We start from the raw sequence: 23,122 nt of genomic DNA, 5'->3' as shown, positions 1-23,122 counted from the left end.
GTCTGGTGGAACCGAGAGCTACTCATCTCTACCAACTTTCCTGTTTCCCAAAGATGACCGACGGGCTTCTGCACTCGCACTAAATCGGCCGGTGTTCGCGTCGATAATCTACATAATCCGTACCCTTTGGCCAACATTATGCCTCCAATCCAAGACCATCACCACCACTAAGTCGACGATAATGCTGGAACCGCTCCCCTAGCATCCGGGCGATGTGGCGGTCAATACGCCCGCTCCGCCCGTTGTTTTTTGGGGCGGCCCGTTTGGGGCCTGCCGCTTGGGGCGACCCGCTTGGGGCGGCCCGTTTGGGCTCTGCCGCTTGGGGCCTTCCGTTTAGGGCTCTTCCGTTTCGGGCCTGCTGCTTCTGGCGCCGTGAGCGGCGCCGCCGCGCGAACGCCGCGATTTGTCCGGCACGCCGCGGCCGCGAACCATTTTTTGCATCCGTCACAACGGATCACACAACACCATGCCTAAAAAACGTTCTTCACCCAATCGCAACGTGCAGATCGCCGATCAGATCCAGCGCGATCTGTCGGAGCTGCTGCGCGAGGTCAAGGACCCGCGCATCGGCATCGTCACGATTCAAAGCGTCGAGCTGACGCCGGACTATGCGCACGCGAAGGTCTATTTCACGACCTTGACCGGCGATCCGCAGCAGACGCTCGCGGCGCTCACGCACGCGGCCGGCCATCTGCACAATCAGTTGTTCAAGCGCCTGCATATCCATACGGTGCCGACGCTGCATTTCCATTACGACAAGACCATCGAGCGCGCTGTCGAAATGTCGCGCCTGATCGACGAGGCTAACGCTAGTCGCGCGAAAGAGGACTGAGCGCTGCGTGGGGTTCTCGCGTTGCGCCGCGTGTTGCAACGGCCGCGGCGCGGCAACCCAGCGCACCTGACGCGCACCGATCCGGCTTCACTATCAAATTCCTCTTCCGACATGACCGCACCTCAACGCCCCCGCGTGCCGCGCCGCGCGCTCGACGGCGTGCTGCTGCTCGACAAGCCGCTCGGGTTGTCGAGCAACGACGCACTGATTCGCGCCAAACGCCTCTATCTGGCGAAGAAGGCGGGCCACACCGGCACGCTCGATCCGCTTGCCACGGGCCTGCTGCCGCTCTGTTTCGGCGAAGCCACCAAGTTCTCGCAGGATCTGCTCGAGGCCGACAAGACCTATGAGGCGACCATGCGCCTCGGCATTCGCACGACGACCGGCGACGCCGAAGGCGAGCCCGTCGACACGCGGGCGGTGACCTGCGACGAAGCGGCGGTGCTGGCGACCTTACCCGGATTCCTCGGCAACATCGTTCAGGTCCCGCCGATGTATTCGGCGCTCAAGCGCGACGGCAAGCCGCTTTATGAATATGCGCGCGCGGGTCAGACCGTCGAGCGGGAAGGGCGCGAGGTGACGATCCACGCGCTCGAACTGCTCGCTTGCGCGCTGCCCGACGTCACATTTCGCGTCACATGCAGCAAGGGCACGTACGTGCGCACGCTCGCCGAGGACATTGGCGAGGCGCTCGGCTGCGGCGCGCATCTGGTCGCGTTGCGACGCACCGGCGTGGGCGCGTTGACGCTCGAGCATTCGGTGACGCTCGACGCGTTGTCGGACGCAACGGAAAGCGAACGCGATGCGTGGCTCCAACCGGTCGACGCGTTGCTGTCGACGTTCCCGTCCGTGCATCTCGACGAGGACGCGACGCGCCGCTTTCTGCATGGCCAGCGCTTGAAGCTCGCGGAACTGAACGTGAGCCGCGAGGCGATGAACGCGTCGCGCGTGCGAGTCTACGCGGCCGCGCAAGGCCGCCTGCTCGGTGTCGCGAAGCCGGGAGAGGGAGTGCTTGCGCCGGAACGGCTCGTGGTCACGGCGGAAAACTAGGAACCAGGGTTCGGGGCGGCAACGTGTCTGACAGAAGTCGCGCAAGCGGCGCTTTAAAAAATCTGTCGGCGCGGCAATGTCCGCTTTGTAGAAACTTGAAGGCCCGTTGAGGGCCGACTTCTGCACGACGCGGACCGATCAATCGCGGCTTACTCGGCCAGTGCAACGTCGGACCGTGATCGGCCAGCTTCGGCCATTCGCTCGATCGAGTAGTTTGCCGCTTGAAAGGCTGTATGGCCTGAATCCAGTCCCAAAGCTGTAGGCACGGTTATCAGCGTTTCGCTTTGCATATCCGTATGCAAGGACCGCGATTCCGAGCGCTCCTGCATGGGTTGCCATGTGAAACCCATCAGCGAGCAACGCCATTGAGCCGGTGACGTACCCAGCGACTATCTCGCCGACCATCATGATGAACGTCAGTGCGACGACAGAGCGCGTCCGGCGTGCGTTCTCGTCGTGGGAGCTTCCTAAAAAAGAGTGCTCGTGTCCGAGTGCCTGGTTCTTTGAGTCTGTCATTTCGTGTATCGCCGAATGGCTTCAATCAATGCGTCGAGCCCGCTTTCTCGCTCTTTAGCGGTCAAGTCAGGGTGGGCAACATGCTCGCGGGCATGCGCCTCGATAATTTCGTCGAGAAGTCCATTCATTGCGGCACTGGTGGACCCCTTTGCTTCGATATCCGAAGAAATCCGTCTGAAAGCGGCCGGCGTCGCGCAAGCCGTCTCCCTCTTCGCCATCTGAGATCAAACCGGACGTGGGTCGCAAGACGCACTGGTTGACCGCATAAAGACCGCGGCAGCGCCTCTCCAGTGAAGCGTCATAAGTCCATCCCGGTTCGCGCGGCGCGACTCCTCAGCGCTTGATCATCATCGAAAGCACTGCGCTTGCTGCGCAAAGCCCCGCGACAATCGGAAAGATGATCGACGTATGGCCGGTGGCATCGATAATGCGGCCGATAACCGGTTCGCCGATGCCAGCGAACATGTACGACATGGTGTTGAGCACACCTGTTGCTGTCCCCGCAGCGCGGCGCCCGAAAATATCAGGACACAAGGCCCAGAAAGAGGACGCCGGCCCGAAGACAAAAAAGCCGCACAAAAACAGAAGCACGATCGCAAACATACTACCGTGCGGCACGAACATCATGACGATCGCCGTCGCGCAGGCCAGCACCATGTACCAGACGATCGCCATATAGCGGCGCCCTTGGAACAATACGTCGGATATCCAGCTATTCGACAGCGAGCCGAGCGCCATGCCTACCGGTAACGCGACCGTGATCCACTTGGGGTCGATCAGCGCCGATGAAGTCTTCCAGTCCATGCCGAGAAAATGGACCGGCACCCAGACCACCAATGCGTACCGTGCCGCGTTCTGGAAACCGATTGCGAGACCCGTGATGTAGAGCCTCCAGTTCTTCATCACGAGCGCGTATCGCTGCGCGCTCGTCAGCTCATCCTCCGATTCTGCTGGAGAGGCCGCGTCTTCCGGTTTTTCAGCAGCGGGCAGATGCTGAGCCTCCGGTCGTTCGGAAACGAATAGCAACAACACCAGTGCGCCCAGCAGCATGGACAGCGGCGCAAGACGGAAGATCCAGACCCAGCCGAGCTGCATCGTGCCCAGAATGATGACCGGAAAAACGTAGGCGAGCACCGAAGAGAATCCGGAGAAGCCCACATAAACGCCATAGACAAAGCCGCGATGTTTGTGACCCCACCAGTTGGATAGCAGGCGGCTGCCAGGCGCGAAACCCATCGACTGGAAATAGCCGTTGAGCCCCCACGCCAGCAGAAAAAACAGGAACGTGTGACCGAAACTAAATAGCCAGTTCGCCGCCAGTGACAGGACGGCCCCGGCGATCATCATCGTCTTGCCACCCAGCTTGTCACCCAGATTGCCGTTGATGAACTGGCCGCCGGCATAGCACCAGAGCATGGTCGCGCTGATCCAGCCAATCTCGTACTTCGATAGACCGTAGTCGTGCTGAATACCGGCAACGGCAAAACCCAGCGTCTGCCGGCCGGTGTAGTAGAACAGGTAACAGAACGTCACGCCGATCAACGCACGCCACTTATATTGCGCGAACGTCGTGCTCCCTTTGATCGACGCGTATTGCAACGCGTCAGGCGTATCTGTGGGCATTGCTGTCTCCATGCGGAGCGCGGTCTTTGCCGCGCTGGCCGTTTTTCGTTATCAGACGAGGTGATTGAGCGCGAGATCGATGACATCGAAATTGCGCAAGCGTCGCGTGCCGTCGTTGCCACTGAGCTTGCGATTGAAAATGAGCGGCACTTTCTGTTCGGACATACCGCCGTGGGAGCGCAGCGGCACGGTGAGCCCGGACAGGTCATGTTTGTCGGCTGCGCTGCCGAGCACCGTGAGCCTTTCGCCGAGCACCACGAGTTCACCGATCCTGTCTGACGGCAACTCGAATCGCTCGCTAGCCTGTGCACGGGTCAATACCGCCTCGACGCCGTTGATAGCCGCGAGGAACGCTGCCACGTCGCGCTGCTTTTGTTCGTCGTGATCGCGCAGGTACACCGTAGCGTAGGAGCCGAGCGCGCCGTGATGCACGACATACGGATCAGTGATTGGCAGGAGAACACGCGTCGTGCGCGCGCCGTATTGCGCATCGAGCCTATCTTGCAGAAACACGATGTTGGGCCGGCCGATCGCATCGGTTTTCGCATTCATGCCGTGATCGGCGGTGAGCGCCAACACGGCGCCTTCGGCGTGCAGACGCAGCAGGTAGTCGTCCATCATCGCGTAGAAGGCGTTTGCCTCTGACGTGCCCGGCGCGTGTTTATGCTGGACGTAATCTGTTGTAGAGAGGTACATGAGATCAGGGCGCTCTTCGCGCAAGAGGGAAAGCCCGGCGGCAAACACGAACTCCGAAAGCTCTGCGCTGTACACGGACGGCACAGGCATGCCGACTCTTGCCAGGATGTTGTCGATGCCGTGCTCCTGCCGCGTCACTTCGTCAGCTTTCTCGGCCGAAAAACAGATCCCTTCCAGTCGGTGTCCGAGCAGACTGCGCAGCTTGTCCTTCGCGGTAACGACAGCGACGCGCTGACCCGCGCGAGCCATCTCCGCGAGAATGGTTGGGGCACGCAGGTATTTGGCGTCGTTCATCAGGACTTCCGTCTGCGTCTCCTCGTCGAAAAAGAAATTGCCGCAAATACCATGTACCGACGGCGGCGCGCCCGTGACGATCGACAGATTGTTCGGGTTGGTGAACGACGGCACGACGCAGTCCCCGGTCAGCACGGTGCCGAACGAACGCAGGCTGGCCAGAAACGGCGCTTTGCCGGCCAGGATCGCCTGATTAATGTATTCCTGCTCGCAACCGTCGACGCACACCACAATCGTCGGCGCAGAGGGCAATTGATAAGTTCGGGAGTTGACGGTGATCTGCTGGGTCATGGGGACACCTTTCTGAGTGGAATGACCTCAGCGTATGATGATCAATCTACTCACACAATCGACAAAATTGTCCGGATTGCGTTAAATAAACTCACACATGCGATCGAAGCTTCCCCCACTCAACGCCCTGCGCGTGTTCGAAGTCGCTGCGCGCGCGGGCAGCTACTCCGCAGCCGCGCGTGAGCTCAACCTGACGCACGGCGCCGTGAGCCGTCATATCACCATCCTTGAAGACTGGCTCGGCCAGCCACTGTTCGTGCGCGATGGGCAAAGCATGGTCGCGTCCGGGCATGCACGAGCGTTGGCCCGAGAAATCAGCGCGGCTTTCGACCACATTGCGGACGCGGCGGAACGCTATGGCAAGAGCCAGCACCGTAAAGTGATCCGGGTCAGCGCGGCGGCGACGGTCGCAATGCGCTGGCTGATCCCTCGCCTGCCGTTGTTCACGGCGATCTGCCCGGATGTGGATGTGCGCGTCTCCACGACGCTGACGACCGATTCCGCACTGCGTGGCAGTTTCGATCTGGCGATTCGTCGCGAAGTACCCGCAGCCGGGCAATATCAGGCGTGGCCATTATTTGAGGAGCGCAACACGGTGATCGCGAGTCCGGCGCTGATCGCGCAAACCACGATCTCGTCGGTCGAACAACTTGCCGCCGAAACATGGCTCACCACGGAATCGCGTCCGAGCGATTGGGAGAGATGGACCCAGGCCGTCGGTCAACCCACGCTCCGGGCCAGTCGTACCTTGAGATTCGATCACTTTTTTGTGACGTTGCAGGCCGTGGTCGATGGCCTGGGTTTTGGTATCGGACCGTTCCCAACGCTCGATGCCGATTGCACTGCAGGGCGTCTACAAAAACCGTTTCCCGATCTGACTTCAAAGGGAGCGACTTACTTTGCATTGGTACCGCTGGATGCCGACAAGCCTGTGCATATGAGGGATTTCGTCGATTGGTTGCGATCAGGTGGCGACGACGGCCGGGTCTCCTGAGCAGATTTCTGGTTGGCTCAATCGACGCTGCTTAATGAAGCGGATTTTATTCGCAATGGGTGTCGAAATATCCCCCAATCACAATTTTTCGGCGATCGCTGGCGTTTGGTCCTCAGAGACGAGTTATAGTCTTCGTCGTCAAAAAGGGCCTTCGAATAACAACGAGGCGAAAAGCGACCCGGGGGATTCATGGAACCAGTACAAGGGCAAGCCGCGTCTGCGGCCGGTGAAGATCAGTCCATTTTTCAGAGCAACTTGCCGCTTGTCGAAAAACTGGAGCGAGCCCGTATTGAGTTACTCGATTTATCAGCGCGCAATCGCCTGCTAAATATGCCCCGAGGTTCTCGCGGAGGCCGCTCCATCGAGATTATCGATGAGAAAGCGGGCGAGATTTTTCGGCTGGCGGTCCGAGAGGGGAAGACTTTCACGTTCCTCGCAGGGCGCGCCGCGGAAACCAGGAATCTCGCGCGGGCGAGCGCTGACGAAGCCTCAGTGGGAGACGCTGCGGACAAGGTGCCGGCCGAGCTCGACGAAATCGACGAATTGGCGCAGCCTGAAGATAGCAGCACTGACGAACGCGGTGTTTTGCGCCGGCACGCCGACACGCGTCTGCAAACGCGTTTAACCAGCAAGGGTCTCCAGAAGCGCCTGCTGGAACTTTATCTGGATGCCCGTACGTTGGAGGAGGAGCAGGGCGTCAACGTGCTTTTCCTGGCGATCGGTGCACTGAAGTGGGTCGATCCGAATAACGCGGAGAACATTCGCTATGCGCCGCTTCTATTAATCCCCGTTCAACTGGATCGCGGCAACGCGGGCGAACGCTTCAATTTGAAGGTCAGGCAGGAGGACTTTGCGTCGAACCTGTCGCTCGAAGCCTATCTCGATCGAGTGCATGCGCTTCGCATGCCAGCTTTTGAGGCCAATGACACGTTTGAGCCACTCGGTTATATGGAGCTGGTTCGAAAGAGCATTGAGACCAAGGACACGTGGGAAGTGCTCCCCGACCATATGTCGGTGGGTTTTTTCTCCTTCGCGAAGTTCCTGATGTACCGGGACCTGGATCAAGCGGTTTGGCCCAAGGGCGCCACGATTGCAGACCGTCCGCTGATTCGCTCGCTGTTGGCAGATGGTTTTGCCGACGGTGACGACCTCGCACATGAGGACGCCAACATCGATGGGCTGATCCCACCATCGGAAATGCTTCATATCCTCGATTGCGACAGTTCGCAGGCGTTGGCGATCCATGAAGTGCGACGGGGCAAGAACCTGGTCATCCAGGGGCCGCCGGGTACAGGTAAAAGTCAAACGATCGCCAACATCATCGCCGCCGCGGTAAAGGACGGGAAGAGTGTGCTCTTCGTGGCCGAAAAAATGGCTGCACTCGATGTTGTTAAACGCCGTCTCGATGATAAAGGCGTCGGCGACGCATGCCTGGAGCTGCACAGCAACAAAGCCAACAAGCGCGCGGTGCTGGACGAGCTTCGGCGAACGTGGGAATTGGGTGCTCCCAAGGTTGCGGATCCGGGAAGCCTGTTCGCACGTCTGACCGAGGCGCGCGACAGCCTCAACGCCCATGCCAGGAATCTGCACGCCGTCGATTCGAAATCGGACTTATCTCCGTTTCAGGTGATTGGGCACCTGGTTCGTCTGCGTGAACAGGGCGAGCGCCCGAACGACATTCACCTGGAGAGCCCTGAGCAGTGGGGCAAGGATGGTTTCGCGGCGCGCCAGAATTTGCTGGCTGATTTAGCTGGCCGCGTAATCGAAATTGGCCGGCCAGCCGATCATGCCTGGGTGGGTGTGGGGCTAGCGGCGATTTCGCCGATGGACGCCGAACGTCTGGTCTCACGCATTCAGCAGTTGCTGCATCGGGTCCTGGATGAGCAGCAACAGTTCGCCGTCGCCGCGGAGCTTCTGGAGCTCGCGCCGCCGCTTCGGCTGTCTGATATTCCTTCGATGGTGGAACTGCTCCAGCGCATCGCGGCGGCACCCACGCTCTCCGCGTCGGCCATGGGACATGATTCCTGGCAGAATCCCGATCCCATCGTGCATTTGCTCGAGCTTGGGCAACGGTATGCAGCACAACGAGAAGCTTTGGCTGACCAAGTTGTCGAGAGTGCATGGGACATCGATGTGGGAGAAACACTCCGTGTCTTCACGGAGCTTCCCGAGACCTTCAATGACGAGCAGTTCCAGCGCCTCGCCCGGCTAGCCGAAGAACTTCCCCGTTTGTTGGGCGAAGCGGCGGCGCTCGCTCGCCAGTTGGGGCGGGAGGCAGGGTCTTCGTTTGATGACTTCCAGGTGCTGGCACGCATCGGTGAGCGCGTAGGATCGGCGCCGCCCGCCAGCCCGGAAACGTTCGCGTCCGACCTATGGAGCGACGGCGTTGAGCGGGCCGGCGAACTCGCGCAAGCCGTCGCAGACCTGGATGCCTCCAGGGCCGCGATCGGGATGCAGTTGACCGAGATGGCGTGGTCTCTCAGTCTGGCTCCCGCGCGCGCAACGTTGGCATCACGTGGCACAAGCGTCTTCCGTTATTTAAGCGGTGAATGGCGTGCAGCCAACCGGTTGGTCGGATCGGTTCTGGCAACCCCCAATCAGCCGCTGCCCATCGTGTTGGGACTGCTCGATACCTTGGCCAAGGGGCAGCACGCCAAGACGCTCATCGACGCCGAAGATGCTTTTGGACGCAGCGCGTTCGGCGACGATTGGCGTGGCGCCAGATCGCAGTCAGAACCACTGTTGGCGTTGGTCGAGTGGATGCGGTCTCTGAAAGGTTTGGGTGCGGAGCCCCGGCTGATCGCCGCACGCAGCCTGGAAAAAACGGAAGTGGCGGCGCGCGCGAAGCAACTGTCTTCGGTCTGTCTGCGGATCGAACATGGACTGAGAGAAGTCTGGGAAGATCTCGGGGCCGCTCGAGGACCGGTGTTCGGTGACGTGGCAGCGGTGGAGCGTGCCGATTTGAATTCGCTGCTTGAACTCGCAGTCCGATATATGAGCGCGCATTCGGCCGCTGGCGCGCTATTGTCCGCGGGAGTCTCTGACGCCGGTAAAACCCGCTCTCTCCTGGAGGTGCTGGCTGCTGGTCAGCGCGACCGCCAGGCTGTGCGCGAAGGCTTAACGTTGGGGCAGGCAGCCTTCGACAGTGCGTGGCAGGCAGAACAGTCCAATTGGACCGCGCTCAAATCCGCCGCGGACTGGATCGTGCACAACCCGGACATCCGGGCCGTAGCGGGGCGGGTCAGCGAGCGAGAGAGTCTGGTGCCTCGTGCCAGAATGCTGACGGAATCCCAAGCGCTTATCGAAAACAGCCTGAAGGCGTTGGCTGACGAGCTCCAACTGGACCTGGAAGCATCCATTGGCGGCACGATCCCGGATGCCCGGCTGGAAGTTATTGTCTGGCGGCTGCGGCGCTGGAGCGAGGAACACGAACAGCTTTTCCGCTGGGTGAACTACCGGGATCGCTCGGCACGGGCTCGGACTCAGGATTGTGGTGATCTGGTGGCTCGCCTGGATGACGGCCGACTTGCGCCGGAAGCGCTGGCAACGGCATTCGAGATGGCCTATTTCGAGGCGACTTATGCGCGCATGGTTCGTCTCGAACCAGATCTTGCCCGGTTCGATGGGGCCACCCATGGACGTCTTGTGCAGGAGTTTGCCTCGCTGGATCGGCAGCGGATTATTGCCGCGAGCCTGGAAGTGGTACAGGCGCATTATCAGAACGTTCCACCTCGCGATGGTGGCGCGCTAGGGCCGCTTGGGATATTGCGGGGTGAAATTCAGAAAAAGAAGGGGCACATTTCGTTGCGCAAGCTCGTAGAACGGGCCGGGCCGGCTTTACGGGCGCTCAAGCCAGTCTTCATGATGAGCCCCCTATCTGTTGCGCAGTTCCTCGTGCCGGGAAGTACGGAGTTCGACTTGCTGGTGATGGACGAAGCCAGTCAGATTCAGCCCGTCGATGCTTTGGGTGCAATCGCGCGATCCAGGCAGGTTGTCGTAGTCGGTGATCCCAAGCAGCTACCGCCCACCGCCTTCTTTGCCAAGATGACCTCGAGCAACGAAGACGAGGATGACGAAGGCGCGACAGCAGTCGCCGACATTGAGAGCATCCTCGGACTGTTCACGGCTCGTGGCCTGCCTGCGCGCATGTTGCGCTGGCACTATCGGAGTCGCCACCAGTCACTGATTGCGGTCAGCAATCGCCAGTTCTATGAGAACAAACTTTACATCGTGCCTAGCCCTTACACGGCGGAGGGTGGTAGGGGTCTGCGATTCCACCACGTCCACGAAGGTTTGTTCGATGCGGGCAACAAGCGCAATAACCTGATCGAAGCGAAAGCAGTGGCGCAGGCGATCATTGCTCATGCGTCCACCTACCCGAAGCTTTCCTTGGGAGTAGCGGCGTTCTCCGCTGCCCAGCGCCGCGCCATTATCGACGAACTCGAACTCCTGCGCCGAGCTGTCACCAGACGTTGAGGAGTTCTTCAAGGCGCATCGTTCGGAACCGTTCTTCGTCAAGAACCTTGAAAACGTTCAGGGCGATGAGCGCGACGTCATCTTTATTTCGGTCGGCTATGGCCGATCCGTGCCTAACGGCCGGGTGCCGATGCGGTTTGGCCCGTTGGGCACGGCAGGCGGCGAGCGGCGCCTGAATGTTTTGATTAGCCGTGCCAAGCAGCGATGCGACGTGTTTGCGTCCATGACGGATGAGGACATTGATCCTGCCTATGCTGCGGAGCGGGCGGGGGTTAACGCGTTCCGGATATTTCTCCAGTATGCCCGCACGGGGCGCCTGCCAATGGCAGAGGTCACGGGGCGCGATCATCACAGCGTGTTTGAGGAACAGGTGGCCAACGCATTGCGGGCGAGGGGCTACGAAGTCCAGGCACAAGTAGGCTTGGCTGGCTTCTTCATCGATCTGGCCGTCCTTGATGCCGAGCGCCCCGGCCGATTCCTGCTGGGTATCGAGTGCGATGGTGCCGCATACCACAGTGCCCGCTCGGCCCGGGATCGCGATCGGCTGCGGCAGGCCATCCTGGAGGAACATGGCTGGACCATCCACCGGATATGGAGTACTGACTGGTTCCAGCGCCCGATCGAACAATTGGACATTCTGATTCGTCGCATTGAAGCGCTCAAGTCTGAGTTCGATGAGTTGCGGGAAGACGCTGCGCTCACCGAGCAACTGGATATTGAGGCGCCTTATGTGGAACGAGAGACGGTAACGGACAAGGAAGACGCTGCCGGTTTCGCACTCTACGAAGAAGTGACCTTGTTGCGGCCGCACCATCTCACCGGGGACTTGCACGAAGCACCACAGGGCGCGTTGACTGAGTTAGTGGTTCAGGCAGTCCAGGTCGAGGGACCCGTGCATCGGGACCACGTCATTACCCGAATGCGGGACGCGTGGGGTTTGAAGCGGGCCGGTGGCCGGATTGAAGATGTGGTCGGGCGATCCATTGATGTTGCTGTAACGATGGGCCGTATTACGCGCTCGGGAGAGTTTCTCTCGACGCCGAACCACATACCCGTGCCTCGCGACCGTTCGGCGGTCAATGCGATTGCCCTGCGTCGAGCCGATATGCTGCCGCCGGCGGAGATCGAGGTCGCCACTCTTCAACTGATCGAGAGGAGCTTTGGCGCCACGCGGGAGCAGGTCGTTCAGGCGGTATCACGTGGATTTGGTATCCGCAACACGAGCAGTCAGATTCGAAGCGTCCTTGAGCAGGCCGTCGACAGCATGGTCGCTCGACGTCAATTGAAGGAAGTCTCGGGAGTGTTGACTGCCGCGGAGGAATCGATGCGTTCAGTGTGACCTGCCGAACAACCAGCGGCATATCTAGTACATAGGAGACCGGTCAGCGCTGGAAGCGATTAAGCGTCAGGCGTGTGCTGCGCCGCTGGCTCGGGTCCGGCTCTTCGAGGTCGTGCTGCTTCCCCGTTTCGCGACTGGCCGTGGTTTCTTTGCCACTGCGGCCTTCGACGCGGTTTTGGCTTTTGCGGCGGCCCTTGGCACTGCCTCGGGCTTTGCCAACGTGAGGTGCAGGCCCATCGCCCCGATCACCTTCATGATCGTCGCGAACTCGGCATTTCCCTTGTTGGAGAGCGCGCGGTACAACGCTTCACGCGCGATGCCCGACTCGCGTGCGAGTGCCGTCATGCCACGTGCCTTGGCAACGTCGCCAAGTGCCGCCTGGATCTCGACCGGATCTCCACCTTCAAACGCTTGTGAGAGATACAGCCGGTAGTCGTTTTCATCCTTCAGGTACTTGGATGCGTCGAACTCCATCAACTCGCTGACTTTCATGTCAAAACTCCAACTCTTTCGCGATGACCTTGGCGCGCTTGATGTCTGCGGCCTGCGTGGACTTGTCGCCACCGCATAGGATGATCACCAGCACATCGCCACGCTGCGTGAAATAGACACGGTAGCCCTTGCCGACATCGATCTTCATTTCCGAGACTCCGTCGCCCACGGCACGCCAATGTCCAAGGTTGCCTAGCCGCGCCCGGCTGAGCCGACCGACGATCGCCGTCGCCGCCAGGCGGTCTCGCACGCGGGACAGCCAAGTGTCGAACTCGGGCGTAATGATCAGCTTCGTCATGCTCGGATTGTAACCCATGGGTTACGGAACATCAAACCTTCGCACTGGCATGCAGGCCCAGCAATCCTAACCTTCATCCCCAAACGCCCCAGTCCGCACCTCACCCTCGCGCAAATACCGCGTGATAATCACCCCACGCGACGTCTCCACCGACTGCACCAGCCTGAACGCGCACGCCGCAGCGTCATCACCAAAAAGCCGCTTCCCCCGCCCAAGTATCACCGGATAGACAAGCAGCCTCAGCTCATCCACCAAACCGGCAGCGAACAATTGCCTTACCATATTCCCACTACCAAACGTCAAGAGATCCGCACCGTCATCATGTTTAAGCACGCGCAGCGCATCGGCCAAACCGCCCTCAAGCGCATGACTGTTTTGCCACTCGAGCGTCTTGGGCCGATGCGTGGCCACATGCTTGCGCACGCTGTTGAACAGATCGGCGATGCCGCGACTCGGCGAACCAGCCGGCACCTGCGGCCAATGCGCCGCGAAAATGTCGTAGGTGCAACGTCCGAGCAGCAATTCGAAGGGCTTTGAGAGCAGTTCCTGCACATATCCGCCGATGGCTTCATCGCCATACGGCACGATCCAGCCGCCGAGGCGAAAGTCGCCGCTGAGATCTTCGCGCGGACCGCCGGGCGCCTGAATGACGCCGTCCAGACTGATGAATGCCGAAACAGTGAGCTTGCGCATGGAGTTCTCCAGGTTGACAGACCGGATCGGCCCATCCATACGACGAGCGAGTCGTATCACGATCGACAACCAGGCGACATCCTTGCACCGTCGATCGAGCCCCGCGCTGCCTCACCGCTTCATCGGCTCAATTCCGCGGACTCGCGTCGATCGGGACGCTTCTGGTCTCGCCGGTCGACGCTCGGTCCTGGCGGCGCGGACCCCGCGCATGCCTCGAGCGCGACCGCCGCACGTTTTGCAAGCTCAACGGTTTCGTTACACGCGACCACGTCCCTCAGCAGCTTGCAGCGAGCGCCGCCGCCGAGCTTCGACAACATTGTGCGCAGCTTCGCGAGCGCCGCTTGCGGCGAGCCGTTGTCCGAAATGAGCGAAGCGACGTCGAACGCGCTGCCGGCGGGCGTCGTGATCACCGTCGGACAACTCGACGTGGCGTCGCGCTGGACACGAAGAGCGCCAGCGTCAGCCCGATCGTGCCCGCGCGCAAACTGCCCGGACCCTCGAAACACGCATTCATCGATACCGTCATGGCTCACTCCCGGTCGTCTTCACTCACTGCGATACGGATCGCGCGGCATGGTCCAGTATCGGCGGGGCACTTTTCATTTCGCTTGCGAGCGTTGCCAGTAAGCGCGTCATCGCTCGCGACGCCGCCGCGCCAGCGCCAGCGCTTTGTGGTACTTGCGCCGCGTATAAGCGCAAGCGTAAAGCGCCAATATCAGACCGACGCGACCGTCGCGGATCTTCCCCTTGCGAACCTACCACTTCACGAACGCGCCGAGCGGGCTGATGCAACTCTTGAGCCACAGCATCGCAGCCGGGTCGTTGCTGTCGAGCAGATCGATCGAAGCGAGATCGGTATAGAGATCGAGCTTTTGCATCATCTCGGCTGTGGTCTCGAACGTATGATGAACGAGCGGCGCTTCGATCCGTCCGCTGCTTGTATGACCCATCAGCGTTTCGTGCACGCTGTGGCCGCTGAAATGCAAAGCGTCGCGTCGCTTGCTATTTCGTCGGCCTGCAATGATCGATAAGACCGGTTCGCGTTTGGCCGTCCGGTCATGAATGCAGGTTCAAAAGCAAGCTTCCGGCCTGACCGCTCGACGCGCCGCGCCCGACGTCGGAGTGGATCGTTGTTTTTTCGCGACCTGCACAAAACGCCGCATGCGGGAACAGCACGCGCCAGAAGCATTTGACGGCACAACGCTAACCATTCATACGAAATACCCGATTTCCAGCGCGGGTAAACATGGCTACGATTTGTAAGGCGTCAGCGTTCCCAAACGTTCGGCGTGTGTGTTTGTTTTTTGGCCGCAGCTTTGTCTGCGGCTTTTTTCTATGCGCCTCGCAGTAGCAAGTCTCTGCGTTCGTCAGACGCCTTTGATCTGACGACAGGCGGCGCGCCTTCCCCCTCGCAACACGACTAAGTCTCTCCCGGCGCCCGCGCTTCATGCGCGCCCGCTCGCTTTTCGTCGACCTCTCCATCTCTCTGGTAAACCCGGTTGCATCATGATTTTGACGCGCCTATATTGCTATACACCATCAACTATTGCGATGCGATAAATCATGAGCAATGACGTGCTGTTCTCGAATCACGGCCGCGTCGCGGTCATCACCCTGAACCGTCCCGAGCGCCTGAACGCGTGGACGACGCCGATGCGCGAGACGATCATCGACGCGCTCGAGCGCTTCAACCGTGACCCGGAGGTCGCGGCGATCATCATGACGGGCGCGGGCAATCGCGCGTTCTCGGCGGGCCAGGACCTGTCGGAAGCGCATGATTTCGACGGCGAACGCGCGGTCGCGTGGGTCAAGGAATGGCAGCGTTACTACACGGCGCTGCGCAGCCTGTCGAAGCCGCTCGTCATGGCGCTGAACGGCACGGCTGCGGGCTCCGCATTTCAGGTGGCGCTGCTCGGCGACATTCGCGTCGGGCATCCCGGCGTGCGCATGGGGCAGCCGGAGATCAACGCGGGCATCGCGAGCACCACGGGCCCGTGGATCATGAACGCGATGCTCGGCATGTCGCGCACTATCGAGCTCACGCTGACCGGCCGTTTGATGGAGGCGGAAGAGTGCCATCGCATCGGCCTCATTCATCACCTCGTCGACGAAGACAAGGTGTTCGACAAGGCACTCGAAATCGCCACCGAACTCGCCGCGAAGCCGCCCGTCGCGATGCGCCTCGACAAGCAGCGTTTTCGCGAAATGACGGAGCCGGGGTTCATCGACTGCATCGAAGCGGGCGAGCGGATTCAGCGCGAAGCGTACGACTCCGGCGAGCCTGCACGCATGATGGAAGAGTTCTTCAGCAAGCGCGCGAAGTAGCCGCCGCGAACGAAGCTCGCGAATCAGGCCTGCGAGTCAGGCCCGTCCCACAGCAACCGCAAGTCAGCCGTTCCAATCTCAACCGTAGTGCGGAGACCTGAACAATGACGCAAGACTTCAACGCGGCGCGCCGCCGCATCCTTCACGGCGCGGGCGCGCTTGCCGTGGCGAGCGCATTGCCGCTCGCCGCGCGTGCGCAGGCCAAGCAGATCGTGGTGTCGGACCCGGGCGGTCCCTACACGACCGCCTATCGCGAAGCGTTCTACGATCCGTTCGAGAAAGCGACGGGCATCAAGGTCGTGAGCGTCGCGCGCGAATCGCAGCCCGTTGCCCAGTTCGCGGCGATGGTGCAGACGAAGAACTACGTGTGGGACGTCACCACGCTGACGCTCTCCGCCGATATTCCGTACCTCGAAGCAAAAGGTCTGCTCGAACCGATCGGCCTGAAAGCGAGCGATTATCCGGAGCTCATGCCCGAAGCGATCACGCCGAACTGGCTCGGCGTCGACGTGTATTCGACGGTGCTTGCGTATCGCGCCGACAAGTTCAAGGACGGCGGCCCGAAATCGTGGGCCGACTTCTGGGACGTGAAGAAATTCCCCGGCCGCCGTTGTTTGCGTCGCAGTCCGCTCGACACGCTCGAACAGGCGCTGCTCGCCGACGGCGTGCCGCTCGACAAGCTCTATCCGCTCGACGTCGACCGCGCGTTCAAAAGCCTCGACAGGATCAAGCCGCACGTCAACATCTGGTGGACCTCGGGCGCGCAAGCCATGCAGGCGATCCAGAGCGGCGACGTCGACATGATCTCGACATGGAACGGCCGCGCGCAAGCCGCGAAAGACGCGGGCGCGCCGGTCACGATCGTGTGGAATCAGGGGCTGTATTCGATCGAAGGCTGGGGCATTCCGAAGGGCACGCCGCGCGCCGATGCGGCGAAGCAGTTCGTGCGTTTTTGCGCCGACGCGAAGCGCCAGGCGCTGCTCACGCGCACGCTCGCCTACGGGCCGACCAACAAAAAAGCGTTTGAGACGATTTCAAAAGAACGCGCGACGTTGCTGCCCACGGCGCCCGACAATCTTCGCGACATGCGGCTGCCGAGTCCGCAATGGTGGGAAGCGAACCGCCAGAAAGTCACCGAACGGTTCAATTCGTGGATCATTTCGTAAGGACGCACGATGAGCTCCAAACTCGAGGCGATAGGCATTGCGAAGCGCTACGGCGAGGCTCTCGCGCTGGAACCGACGGATCTCGCCGTGCAGGCAGGCGAATTCCTGACGCTGCTCGGTCCCTCGGGTTCGGGCAAGACGACGCTGCTGCAGATGATCTCGGGGCTCGTCGCGCCGAGCGCGGGCCGCATCGAAATCGACGGGCGCGACGTCACGCACGTCGAGCCGGGCAAGCGCGGCATCGGCATGGTGTTCCAGAGCTATGCGCTGTTTCCGCACATGAGCGTGTGGGACAACGTCGCGTACGGTTTGCGCATGCGCCGCAAGTCGCGCGACGAAGTACGCGCGGCTGTGGACAGCGCGCTCGCGATGGTGCGCATGACCGACTACGCGAAGCGCTTTCCGAAGGAACTGTCGGGCGGGCAGCAGCAGCGCATCGCCCTGGCGCGTTGTTTTGCCTACCGGCCGTCGGTGATTCTGCTCGACGAGCCGCTCGGCGCACTCGACAAAAAATTGCGCGAGCACATGCAGGGCGAAATTCGCCGCTTGCATAAGGAGCTCGGCGCAACGTTCGTGTACGTCACGCACGATCAGGACGAGGCGCTCACGCTGTCCGACCGCATCTGCCTGATGAATCAGGCGCGCATCGAGCAGGTGGGCACGCCTGCCGATCTGTACGACCGCCCCGCGACGCGTTTCGCGGCCGGCTTCATCGGTCATTCGAATCTGCTCGAAGGCGCGCTCGACGACACGCGCGGCGCGAGCGGCGAACCGATCCTGCTCGCAGCCGGCGGCCGCATTCCATTGCCGATGAACGCAATGAACGCAATGAATACGATGAAGGCGGCGAACGGGAAGGGCGCGGCTTCCGCTGCGCGCCACACGCTGCTCGTGCGGCCCGAAGCGCCGCGTCTCGTCGAGCCGCGCAGCGGTTTTGTCGACGGCACGATTGCGGACGTCGTGTTCTTCGGCAGCGATACGCGCGTGCAGCTCGCGATGAACGACGGCAGCGAGCTCACCGTGCGTTGCGAACGCAGTTTGTCGCCGCGTATCGGCGACAAGGTGGGCCTCGTGTGGGACCCGTATCGCACGACGCTTCTGCATAGCTGAAAGGGATCGGAATGACCATCGCTCTTCACGCGCATCGCGAAAGCGAAGCCTCGCGGCGCGGCCGTTCGATGTGGCTCGCGCGCTGCCTGCGCTTTCTGCCTATCGTGCCGACGCTGCTGTTTCTGCTCGTGTTCTTTATCGTACCTGTCGGCGAGATTCTGCAAGGCGGACTCGTCGGTGCGGACGGGCAGATCGGGCTCACGCAGTTCGAGCGCATCGCGCGCACGCCGGTTTACGCGAAGGTGTTGTGGATCACCTTCGCCATTTCGTTCATGACAGCGGCGCTTTCCATCGTGCTCGGCTATCCGGTCGCGTATCTGTTGAGCCGTCTGTCGGAGCGCGCCCGCGAACGCTGGCTGCTGTGGGTGATGCTGCCGTTCTGGACCAGCTATCTCGTGAAGACGTATGCGTGGATGCTGCTGCTGTCGAAGACCGGCGTGCTGTCGACCATCGCGCTATCGCTCGGTCTCGTGAGCGAGACGAGCGGCACGATTCCGTCGTTGACCGGCGTGCTGATCGGCATGGTGCATTCGATGCTGCCGCTCGCCGTAATGACGATGCTGCCCGTCATGCGCGGCATCGACGACCGTTTGACGCAAGCCGCCGAAACGCTCGGCGCGGAGCGCAGCACGAGTTTCTTTACCGTCTATCTGCCGCTGTCGTCGCCCGGTGTGGCGGCAGCGGGTCTGCTCGTCTTCATCTCGAGCCTCGGCTTCTTTATTGTGCCCGCGCTTCTCGGTTCGCCGAAGGAAACGATGATCGCACAACTCGTGATCTCGTCGGTGCTCGAACTCTTCGACATGCGCTTTGCCGGCGCGCTCTCGACCGTGCTGCTGGTCTGCTCGATCGTGATCTTCTTCATCTACGACCGGATGGTGGGCCTCACGTCGCTGACCGGCGAAGTCGCCGAGCGTCAACGCGGCTCGCGTGCGCAAGGATTCAAGCTCGCGCTGCTGATGACCGCGGGACGCGTCTTCGCACCGCTGACGATGCGCCGCAAGGTGCACGCCGGCGAAGCATCGCGCGCGCTCGGCCCGCTGGGTTTTTACACCTGTGTCGTGATGCTCGTGCTGGTGGTGCCGGTGCTGTCCGTGATCCCGTATGCGTTCACGAAGAGCGACTACATCGCGTTTCCGCCGAAGCTCTTCAGCATCCGCTGGTTCGGCACGTTCATGGATTCGCCGGTGTGGCAAAGCGCAGTGATCCGTTCGTTCGAAGTGGGTCTCGGCACCGCGCTGCTGTCGCTGCTGCTCGGCTTCGGCGCGACGCTCGCGATGACGCGCATGCCGCGCCGCGTGAGCAAGCCCGTATTCGCGTTGCTGGTTGCGCCGCTGATCGTGCCGCGTATCGTGGTGGCTGTCGGTTTGCTGTATCTGTTCGCGCGCTTTGGGCTGACGGGTACGAACCTCGGCCTCGTGATCGGCCATACCGTGCTCGCTATTCCCTATGTCGTCGTGACGCTGGCCGCAGGCTTCCAGCGCTTCGACTGGCGCCTCGACGACGCCGCGCGCGTGATGGGCGCGTCGCCGTTGCGGCGCATCACGTCGATCGTGTTGCCGCTCCTCATGGCGAGCGTGACCGCCGCGTTCCTGTTCGCATTCCTCGTTTCGTTCGATGACCTGACTATCGCGATCTTCGTCTCCGGCGGCATCAACTCGACGTTGCCCAAGCAGATGTGGGACGACATCCAGCTCGCCATCACGCCGACGCTCGCGGCCGTGTCGACCACGCTCGTGATACTGATCGCACTCGTCGTCGCGGTTTCTTCCTGGCTCAAGCGCAAGGCGCGCTAATTTTCGGTCATTCAACCGGTTCACACATGCATCGTTATCCAGAATATTTTGCTCACCGGCACGCCAACGACGAGCTCGACTGTGTGCCGCTGCTCGCGGCAGGATTGCGCCGCGATCCCACGCGCACCGTCGTGCATTTCGAGGATCACGCGATCACCTGCGAAGACGCTTCACGGCACGTCGCGCAGTTGCAGCGCTGGTTCCGCGAACGCGGTCTCGTACAGGGCGATCGCGTCGCCGTGATGCTCGGCAATAGTCCCGAACACATTCACCTGATTTACGCGCTGCATGTGAGCGGGCTTGTGTGGGTGCCCGTCAACACGAAGCTGCGTTCAGCGGGCCTCGAATATCTGCTGCAACATGCACAGCCCAAACTCTTCGTGATCGACGATGAATTCGACGCGGTGACCGCGCAACTCGATTGCGGCGCGGCGCAACGCACGCGTCTGCCTGCGTTCGATGCAAGCGACACCCATGCGGCGTTCGCGACGCCCGCGATCGGCGTCCACGATCCGCTGTGCATCATCTACACGTCGGGCACGACGGGCGCGCCGAAGGGCGTCGTCTTCACGCACAGGATGATGCGCATCGCGAGCGAGGCGGCGCTGCGTGTCGCCGATGTGCGCGACGGCGACCGGCTGTTTCTGTGGGAGCCCCTGTGTCACATCGGCGGTGCGCAAATGCTGCTGCTGCCCTTCCTCGAGAACGTGACGTTGCATGCGGTGCCGCGTTTTTCGGCATCGCAATTCTGGCCGCAGATAGAGCGCGCGGGCGCGACTCAGTTGCATTATCTCGGCGGCGTGCTCGACATTCTGATGCAGTTGCCCGAGAGCGAGCAGCCGGCGGCGCACACGCTACGCGTCGCGTGGGGCGCGGGTGTGAGCGCGGCGTCGTGGGAAGCGATTCAGGCGCGGCTCAAGGTCTCGCTGCGCGAGTGCTACGGCATGACCGAATGCTCGAGCTTCGCGACCGCCAATCTCACGGGAAAGCCGGGCTCGATCGGCCGCGCGTTACCGTGGATCGACATCGACTTACTCGACGAAAACGGGCAGCGCGTGCAAGACGGCGAAGCCGGCGAGATCGTGCTGTCGAGCAAAGTGGAGGGCACGTTTTTGCCGACGTATCTGAACAATCCCGATGCGACGAAAGCCGCGCTGCGCGACGGGCGGCTTCACACCGGCGATCGTGCACGGCGCGATGCGGACGGCGATCTGTTCTTCATCGGCCGGCAGACGGACAGCATGCGCGTGCGCGGCGAGAACGTGTCCGCATGGGAAATCGAGCGTATTTTTGCGGCGCATCCGGCGATTCGCGCCAGCGCGGCAATTGGCGTCGCATCGGCAATCGGCGAGCAGGATATTCTGCTCAACGTCCAGTTCAAGGACGAAGCGGTCGCGTGGCCGGCGTTGCACGCGTGGGCGCAAGAACGCCTTGCGAGCTTCCAGTTGCCGCGCTATTACCGCGCGGTCTCAGCGTTCCAGTTGACCGCGAGCGAGCGCGTGAAGAAGCATCTGCTGTCGCGCAACACCGAAGACGCGTGGGACCGTCTCGCGACGGTCACGCAATAGTTATCGTATAGAGGTGGATTGTTAGGGCTGTGCGATAATTTCCCGTTCGAACCAGACAGACACTGACGTGATGAGCGACGAGCCCAAAGCCGCACGCAAGCGCAACACTTCGCAGGCAAAGCTGCCCGCGGAGGCAGCCGACCCGAGCGCGTCGCCGCTTTACGTGCAGTCGGTCGAGAAGGCGATGAAGGTGCTCACCGCGTTCGACGGCAGCAAGCGTCAGTTGTCGCTCTCCGAGATCTCGGCGTCCACGGGCTTCGACATGAGCGCGACACAGCGCTTTACTTACACGCTCGCTGCGCTCGGCTATCTCTTCAAGGACGCGGACAGCCGCAAATACGAACTGTCGCCGCGGCTTCTCGACTTCACCTATCACTATCTGACGTCGAACGATCTGGTGAGCCGCGCGACGCCTTATCTGCAGCAACTCGGCTCGGAGACGGAAGAGGCGACCAACCTCACGGTGCTGGACGATACGGACATTGTGTTCGTGCTGCGCATCGTCAGCCGCAATGTATTCAACGCGCACGTCATTACCGGCTCGCGGCTGCCTGCGTATTGCACGGCGCCGGGTCTCGCTATTCTTGCGACGCTGCCCGACGGCGAAATCGACGACATTCTGTCGCGCACGAACCTCGTCGCTTATACGGCTTCCACGGTTTATCAGCCGCGCAAGATCAAGGAGCGGATCGTGCAGATCCGCAAGCAGGGCTACGCGCATACGGAAGACGAGTACTTCGTGAGCGATATTTCGACGGCGGCGGCTATTACGAACGCGCACGGACGCGGCATCGGCGCGGTGAATATCGCCGTGGCGCGCTCGCGCTGGCAGGCCGATCGCGACGAAAAACGCTTCGCCGATCTCGTGATTTCGACCGCTTCGGCTATTTCCACACGTCGGCGGATCGAATAACCGCGCCTGTTTCCGCACGCGGCACGGTCCATGCTGTGCTTCTAAAAAGCGGCAAGCGCCGTGAAACTGGGAGACAGACATGAGAACCTTCAAGGTTGCCGGCATCGCGTTGATCGCCTGCATGAGCAGCGTGGCTTACTCGCAACAAAGCGGTAACGCACCGGCGAACAGCGGTACGCAAAGCGGAAAACAGATCCAGCCGGGACAGGCAGGGCAGGCCGTGGATAAGCCGGCGGACGTCGGCGCGCCAGGCAACAAGCCGGGCACGCTGATGGACAAGCGGGCGAATGCCATGTCGCCGGAAGGCGCGTCGGCGCCGCCGCGAACTGGCGAGGTCAAGCAGTAGCGCAGGGTAGAGCGCGGCGGCGGTCCCGTCGCCGCGCGCGGCACCATTTGCCGATGCCAATCGGACAACTCTGTCCGCCGATTCAATCGTGCTTGACAATCTATCTGCAGTAGATAGAGTTCAGCTCATGGACACGACGACTTCAGTGCGCGAACAGATTCTCGAGCACGCCATCACGCTATCATGATGCGCGGCTATACGGCTTTAGCTATCGGGACCTGTCGAGCCTGGTCGCGTCAAGACGTCGAGCATTCATTACTATTCCCGTCGAAGACGACCTCGTCTCGAGCGGGTGAACGCGTATAGC

Annotated in this window: 19 protein-coding genes and 3 pseudogenes; 13 read left to right on the top strand and 9 right to left on the bottom strand. The window is 61.4% G+C overall.

What is annotated here, in order from left to right:
- Nucleotides 1-466 precede the first annotated feature (466 nt).
- Together rbfA and truB are read left to right on the top strand one after the other, a co-directional pair.
- On the top strand, nucleotides 467-832 hold the full coding sequence (gene rbfA / locus BGRAMDRAFT_RS32420) for a 30S ribosome-binding factor RbfA (RefSeq protein WP_006053158.1): 366 nt from the start codon (nucleotides 467-469) through the stop codon (nucleotides 830-832).
- A gap of 111 nt (nucleotides 833-943) precedes the next feature.
- Nucleotides 944-1,882, top strand: a complete 939-nt coding sequence (gene truB, locus BGRAMDRAFT_RS32415; RefSeq protein WP_006053157.1) for a tRNA pseudouridine(55) synthase TruB — start codon at nucleotides 944-946, stop codon at nucleotides 1,880-1,882.
- 243 nt (nucleotides 1,883-2,125) lie between these two features.
- Here the strand turns inward: truB and BGRAMDRAFT_RS34205 are convergent.
- The 4 genes and pseudogenes from BGRAMDRAFT_RS34205 to phnA form a co-directional block, all read right to left on the bottom strand.
- Nucleotides 2,126-2,398: pseudogene (locus tag BGRAMDRAFT_RS34205) on the bottom strand (cation efflux transmembrane domain-containing protein); the annotation flags it as partial.
- Nucleotides 2,395-2,526, bottom strand: a complete 132-nt coding sequence (locus BGRAMDRAFT_RS35900) for a metal-sensitive transcriptional regulator (RefSeq protein ID WP_269745271.1) — start codon at nucleotides 2,524-2,526, stop codon at nucleotides 2,395-2,397. The gene BGRAMDRAFT_RS35900 and the pseudogene BGRAMDRAFT_RS34205, both read right to left, overlap by 4 nt.
- Nucleotides 2,527-2,731: 205 nt before the next feature.
- Complete coding sequence (locus BGRAMDRAFT_RS32405) at nucleotides 2,732-4,021, bottom strand: MFS transporter (RefSeq protein WP_006053156.1); 1,290 nt, start codon at nucleotides 4,019-4,021, stop codon at nucleotides 2,732-2,734.
- A 51-nt stretch (nucleotides 4,022-4,072) separates the two neighbouring features.
- A complete protein-coding gene (phnA, locus tag BGRAMDRAFT_RS32400) occupies nucleotides 4,073-5,302 on the bottom strand; it encodes a phosphonoacetate hydrolase (protein WP_006053155.1) in 1,230 nt (409 codons plus the stop codon).
- A gap of 97 nt (nucleotides 5,303-5,399) precedes the next feature.
- Between phnA and BGRAMDRAFT_RS32395 the strand changes: the two genes are divergently transcribed.
- From BGRAMDRAFT_RS32395 to BGRAMDRAFT_RS35140, 4 genes and pseudogenes are all read left to right on the top strand, one after another.
- Nucleotides 5,400-6,296, top strand: a complete 897-nt coding sequence (locus BGRAMDRAFT_RS32395; protein WP_006053154.1) for a LysR substrate-binding domain-containing protein — start codon at nucleotides 5,400-5,402, stop codon at nucleotides 6,294-6,296.
- A gap of 189 nt (nucleotides 6,297-6,485) precedes the next feature.
- A complete protein-coding gene (locus BGRAMDRAFT_RS32390) occupies nucleotides 6,486-10,772 on the top strand; it encodes a DUF4011 domain-containing protein (protein ID WP_085962972.1) in 4,287 nt (1,428 codons plus the stop codon).
- A 130-nt stretch (nucleotides 10,773-10,902) separates the two neighbouring features.
- A pseudogene (locus BGRAMDRAFT_RS36035) lies at nucleotides 10,903-11,364 on the top strand (hypothetical protein); the annotation flags it as partial.
- A 36-nt stretch (nucleotides 11,365-11,400) separates the two neighbouring features.
- Nucleotides 11,401-12,111 (top strand): DUF3320 domain-containing protein, encoded by a 711-nt coding sequence (locus tag BGRAMDRAFT_RS35140; protein ID WP_198143943.1) that lies wholly within the window; start codon nucleotides 11,401-11,403, stop codon nucleotides 12,109-12,111.
- Nucleotides 12,112-12,270: 159 nt separating this feature from the next.
- Here BGRAMDRAFT_RS35140 and BGRAMDRAFT_RS34200 read toward each other — a convergent pair.
- The 5 genes and pseudogenes from BGRAMDRAFT_RS34200 to BGRAMDRAFT_RS35780 all read right to left on the bottom strand — a co-directional run.
- A pseudogene (locus BGRAMDRAFT_RS34200) lies at nucleotides 12,271-12,603 on the bottom strand (addiction module antidote protein); the annotation flags it as partial.
- Between the two features lies 1 nt (nucleotide 12,604).
- Entirely contained in the window at nucleotides 12,605-12,901 is a 297-nt protein-coding gene (locus tag BGRAMDRAFT_RS32380) for a type II toxin-antitoxin system RelE/ParE family toxin (RefSeq protein ID WP_044022057.1), read from the bottom strand.
- Between the two features lie 66 nt (nucleotides 12,902-12,967).
- On the bottom strand, nucleotides 12,968-13,594 hold the full coding sequence (locus BGRAMDRAFT_RS32375) for a dihydrofolate reductase family protein (RefSeq protein WP_006053149.1): 627 nt from the start codon (nucleotides 13,592-13,594) through the stop codon (nucleotides 12,968-12,970).
- Nucleotides 13,595-13,713: 119 nt separating this feature from the next.
- Nucleotides 13,714-14,004: a hypothetical protein gene (locus BGRAMDRAFT_RS32370; RefSeq protein WP_006053148.1), complete on the bottom strand. Its 291-nt coding sequence runs from the start codon at nucleotides 14,002-14,004 to the stop codon at nucleotides 13,714-13,716.
- Nucleotides 14,005-14,349: 345 nt separating this feature from the next.
- A complete protein-coding gene (locus BGRAMDRAFT_RS35780) occupies nucleotides 14,350-14,544 on the bottom strand; it encodes a hypothetical protein (protein ID WP_006053146.1) in 195 nt (64 codons plus the stop codon).
- Between the two features lie 613 nt (nucleotides 14,545-15,157).
- Between BGRAMDRAFT_RS35780 and BGRAMDRAFT_RS32360 the strand changes: the two genes are divergently transcribed.
- The 7 genes from BGRAMDRAFT_RS32360 to BGRAMDRAFT_RS32330 all read left to right on the top strand — a co-directional run bounded on the left by BGRAMDRAFT_RS32360 (nucleotide 15,158) and on the right by BGRAMDRAFT_RS32330 (nucleotide 22,815).
- Nucleotides 15,158-15,919 (top strand): enoyl-CoA hydratase/isomerase family protein, encoded by a 762-nt coding sequence (locus BGRAMDRAFT_RS32360; RefSeq protein WP_006053145.1) that lies wholly within the window; start codon nucleotides 15,158-15,160, stop codon nucleotides 15,917-15,919.
- Nucleotides 15,920-16,023: 104 nt separating this feature from the next.
- The gene (locus BGRAMDRAFT_RS32355) at nucleotides 16,024-17,085 is read left to right on the top strand and encodes an ABC transporter substrate-binding protein (protein ID WP_006053144.1); all 1,062 of its coding nucleotides are present in this window, start codon (nucleotides 16,024-16,026) and stop codon (nucleotides 17,083-17,085) included.
- 9 nt (nucleotides 17,086-17,094) lie between these two features.
- Nucleotides 17,095-18,195 carry an ABC transporter ATP-binding protein gene (locus BGRAMDRAFT_RS32350; protein ID WP_006053143.1) on the top strand — a complete coding sequence of 367 codons (1,101 nt, stop codon included), beginning with the start codon at nucleotides 17,095-17,097 and terminating at the stop codon, nucleotides 18,193-18,195.
- Nucleotides 18,196-18,206: 11 nt separating this feature from the next.
- Nucleotides 18,207-19,988: an ABC transporter permease subunit gene (locus BGRAMDRAFT_RS32345; RefSeq protein WP_006053142.1), complete on the top strand. Its 1,782-nt coding sequence runs from the start codon at nucleotides 18,207-18,209 to the stop codon at nucleotides 19,986-19,988.
- Nucleotides 19,989-20,014: 26 nt separating this feature from the next.
- Entirely contained in the window at nucleotides 20,015-21,556 is a 1,542-nt protein-coding gene (locus BGRAMDRAFT_RS32340) for an AMP-binding protein (protein WP_006053141.1), read from the top strand.
- 70 nt (nucleotides 21,557-21,626) lie between these two features.
- Nucleotides 21,627-22,469 (top strand): IclR family transcriptional regulator, encoded by an 843-nt coding sequence (locus BGRAMDRAFT_RS32335; protein ID WP_006053140.1) that lies wholly within the window; start codon nucleotides 21,627-21,629, stop codon nucleotides 22,467-22,469.
- Nucleotides 22,470-22,548: 79 nt separating this feature from the next.
- Nucleotides 22,549-22,815, top strand: coding sequence for a hypothetical protein (locus BGRAMDRAFT_RS32330; protein WP_006053139.1), 267 nt, complete (start codon nucleotides 22,549-22,551; stop codon nucleotides 22,813-22,815).
- Nucleotides 22,816-23,122 lie beyond the last annotated feature (307 nt).

The organism is Paraburkholderia graminis C4D1M (assembly GCF_000172415.1).
Lineage (GTDB): Bacteria > Pseudomonadota > Gammaproteobacteria > Burkholderiales > Burkholderiaceae > Paraburkholderia > Paraburkholderia graminis.
The sequence above is the reverse complement of the archived record's forward strand: the minus strand, read 5'-3'. Positions and strand labels throughout refer to the sequence as shown.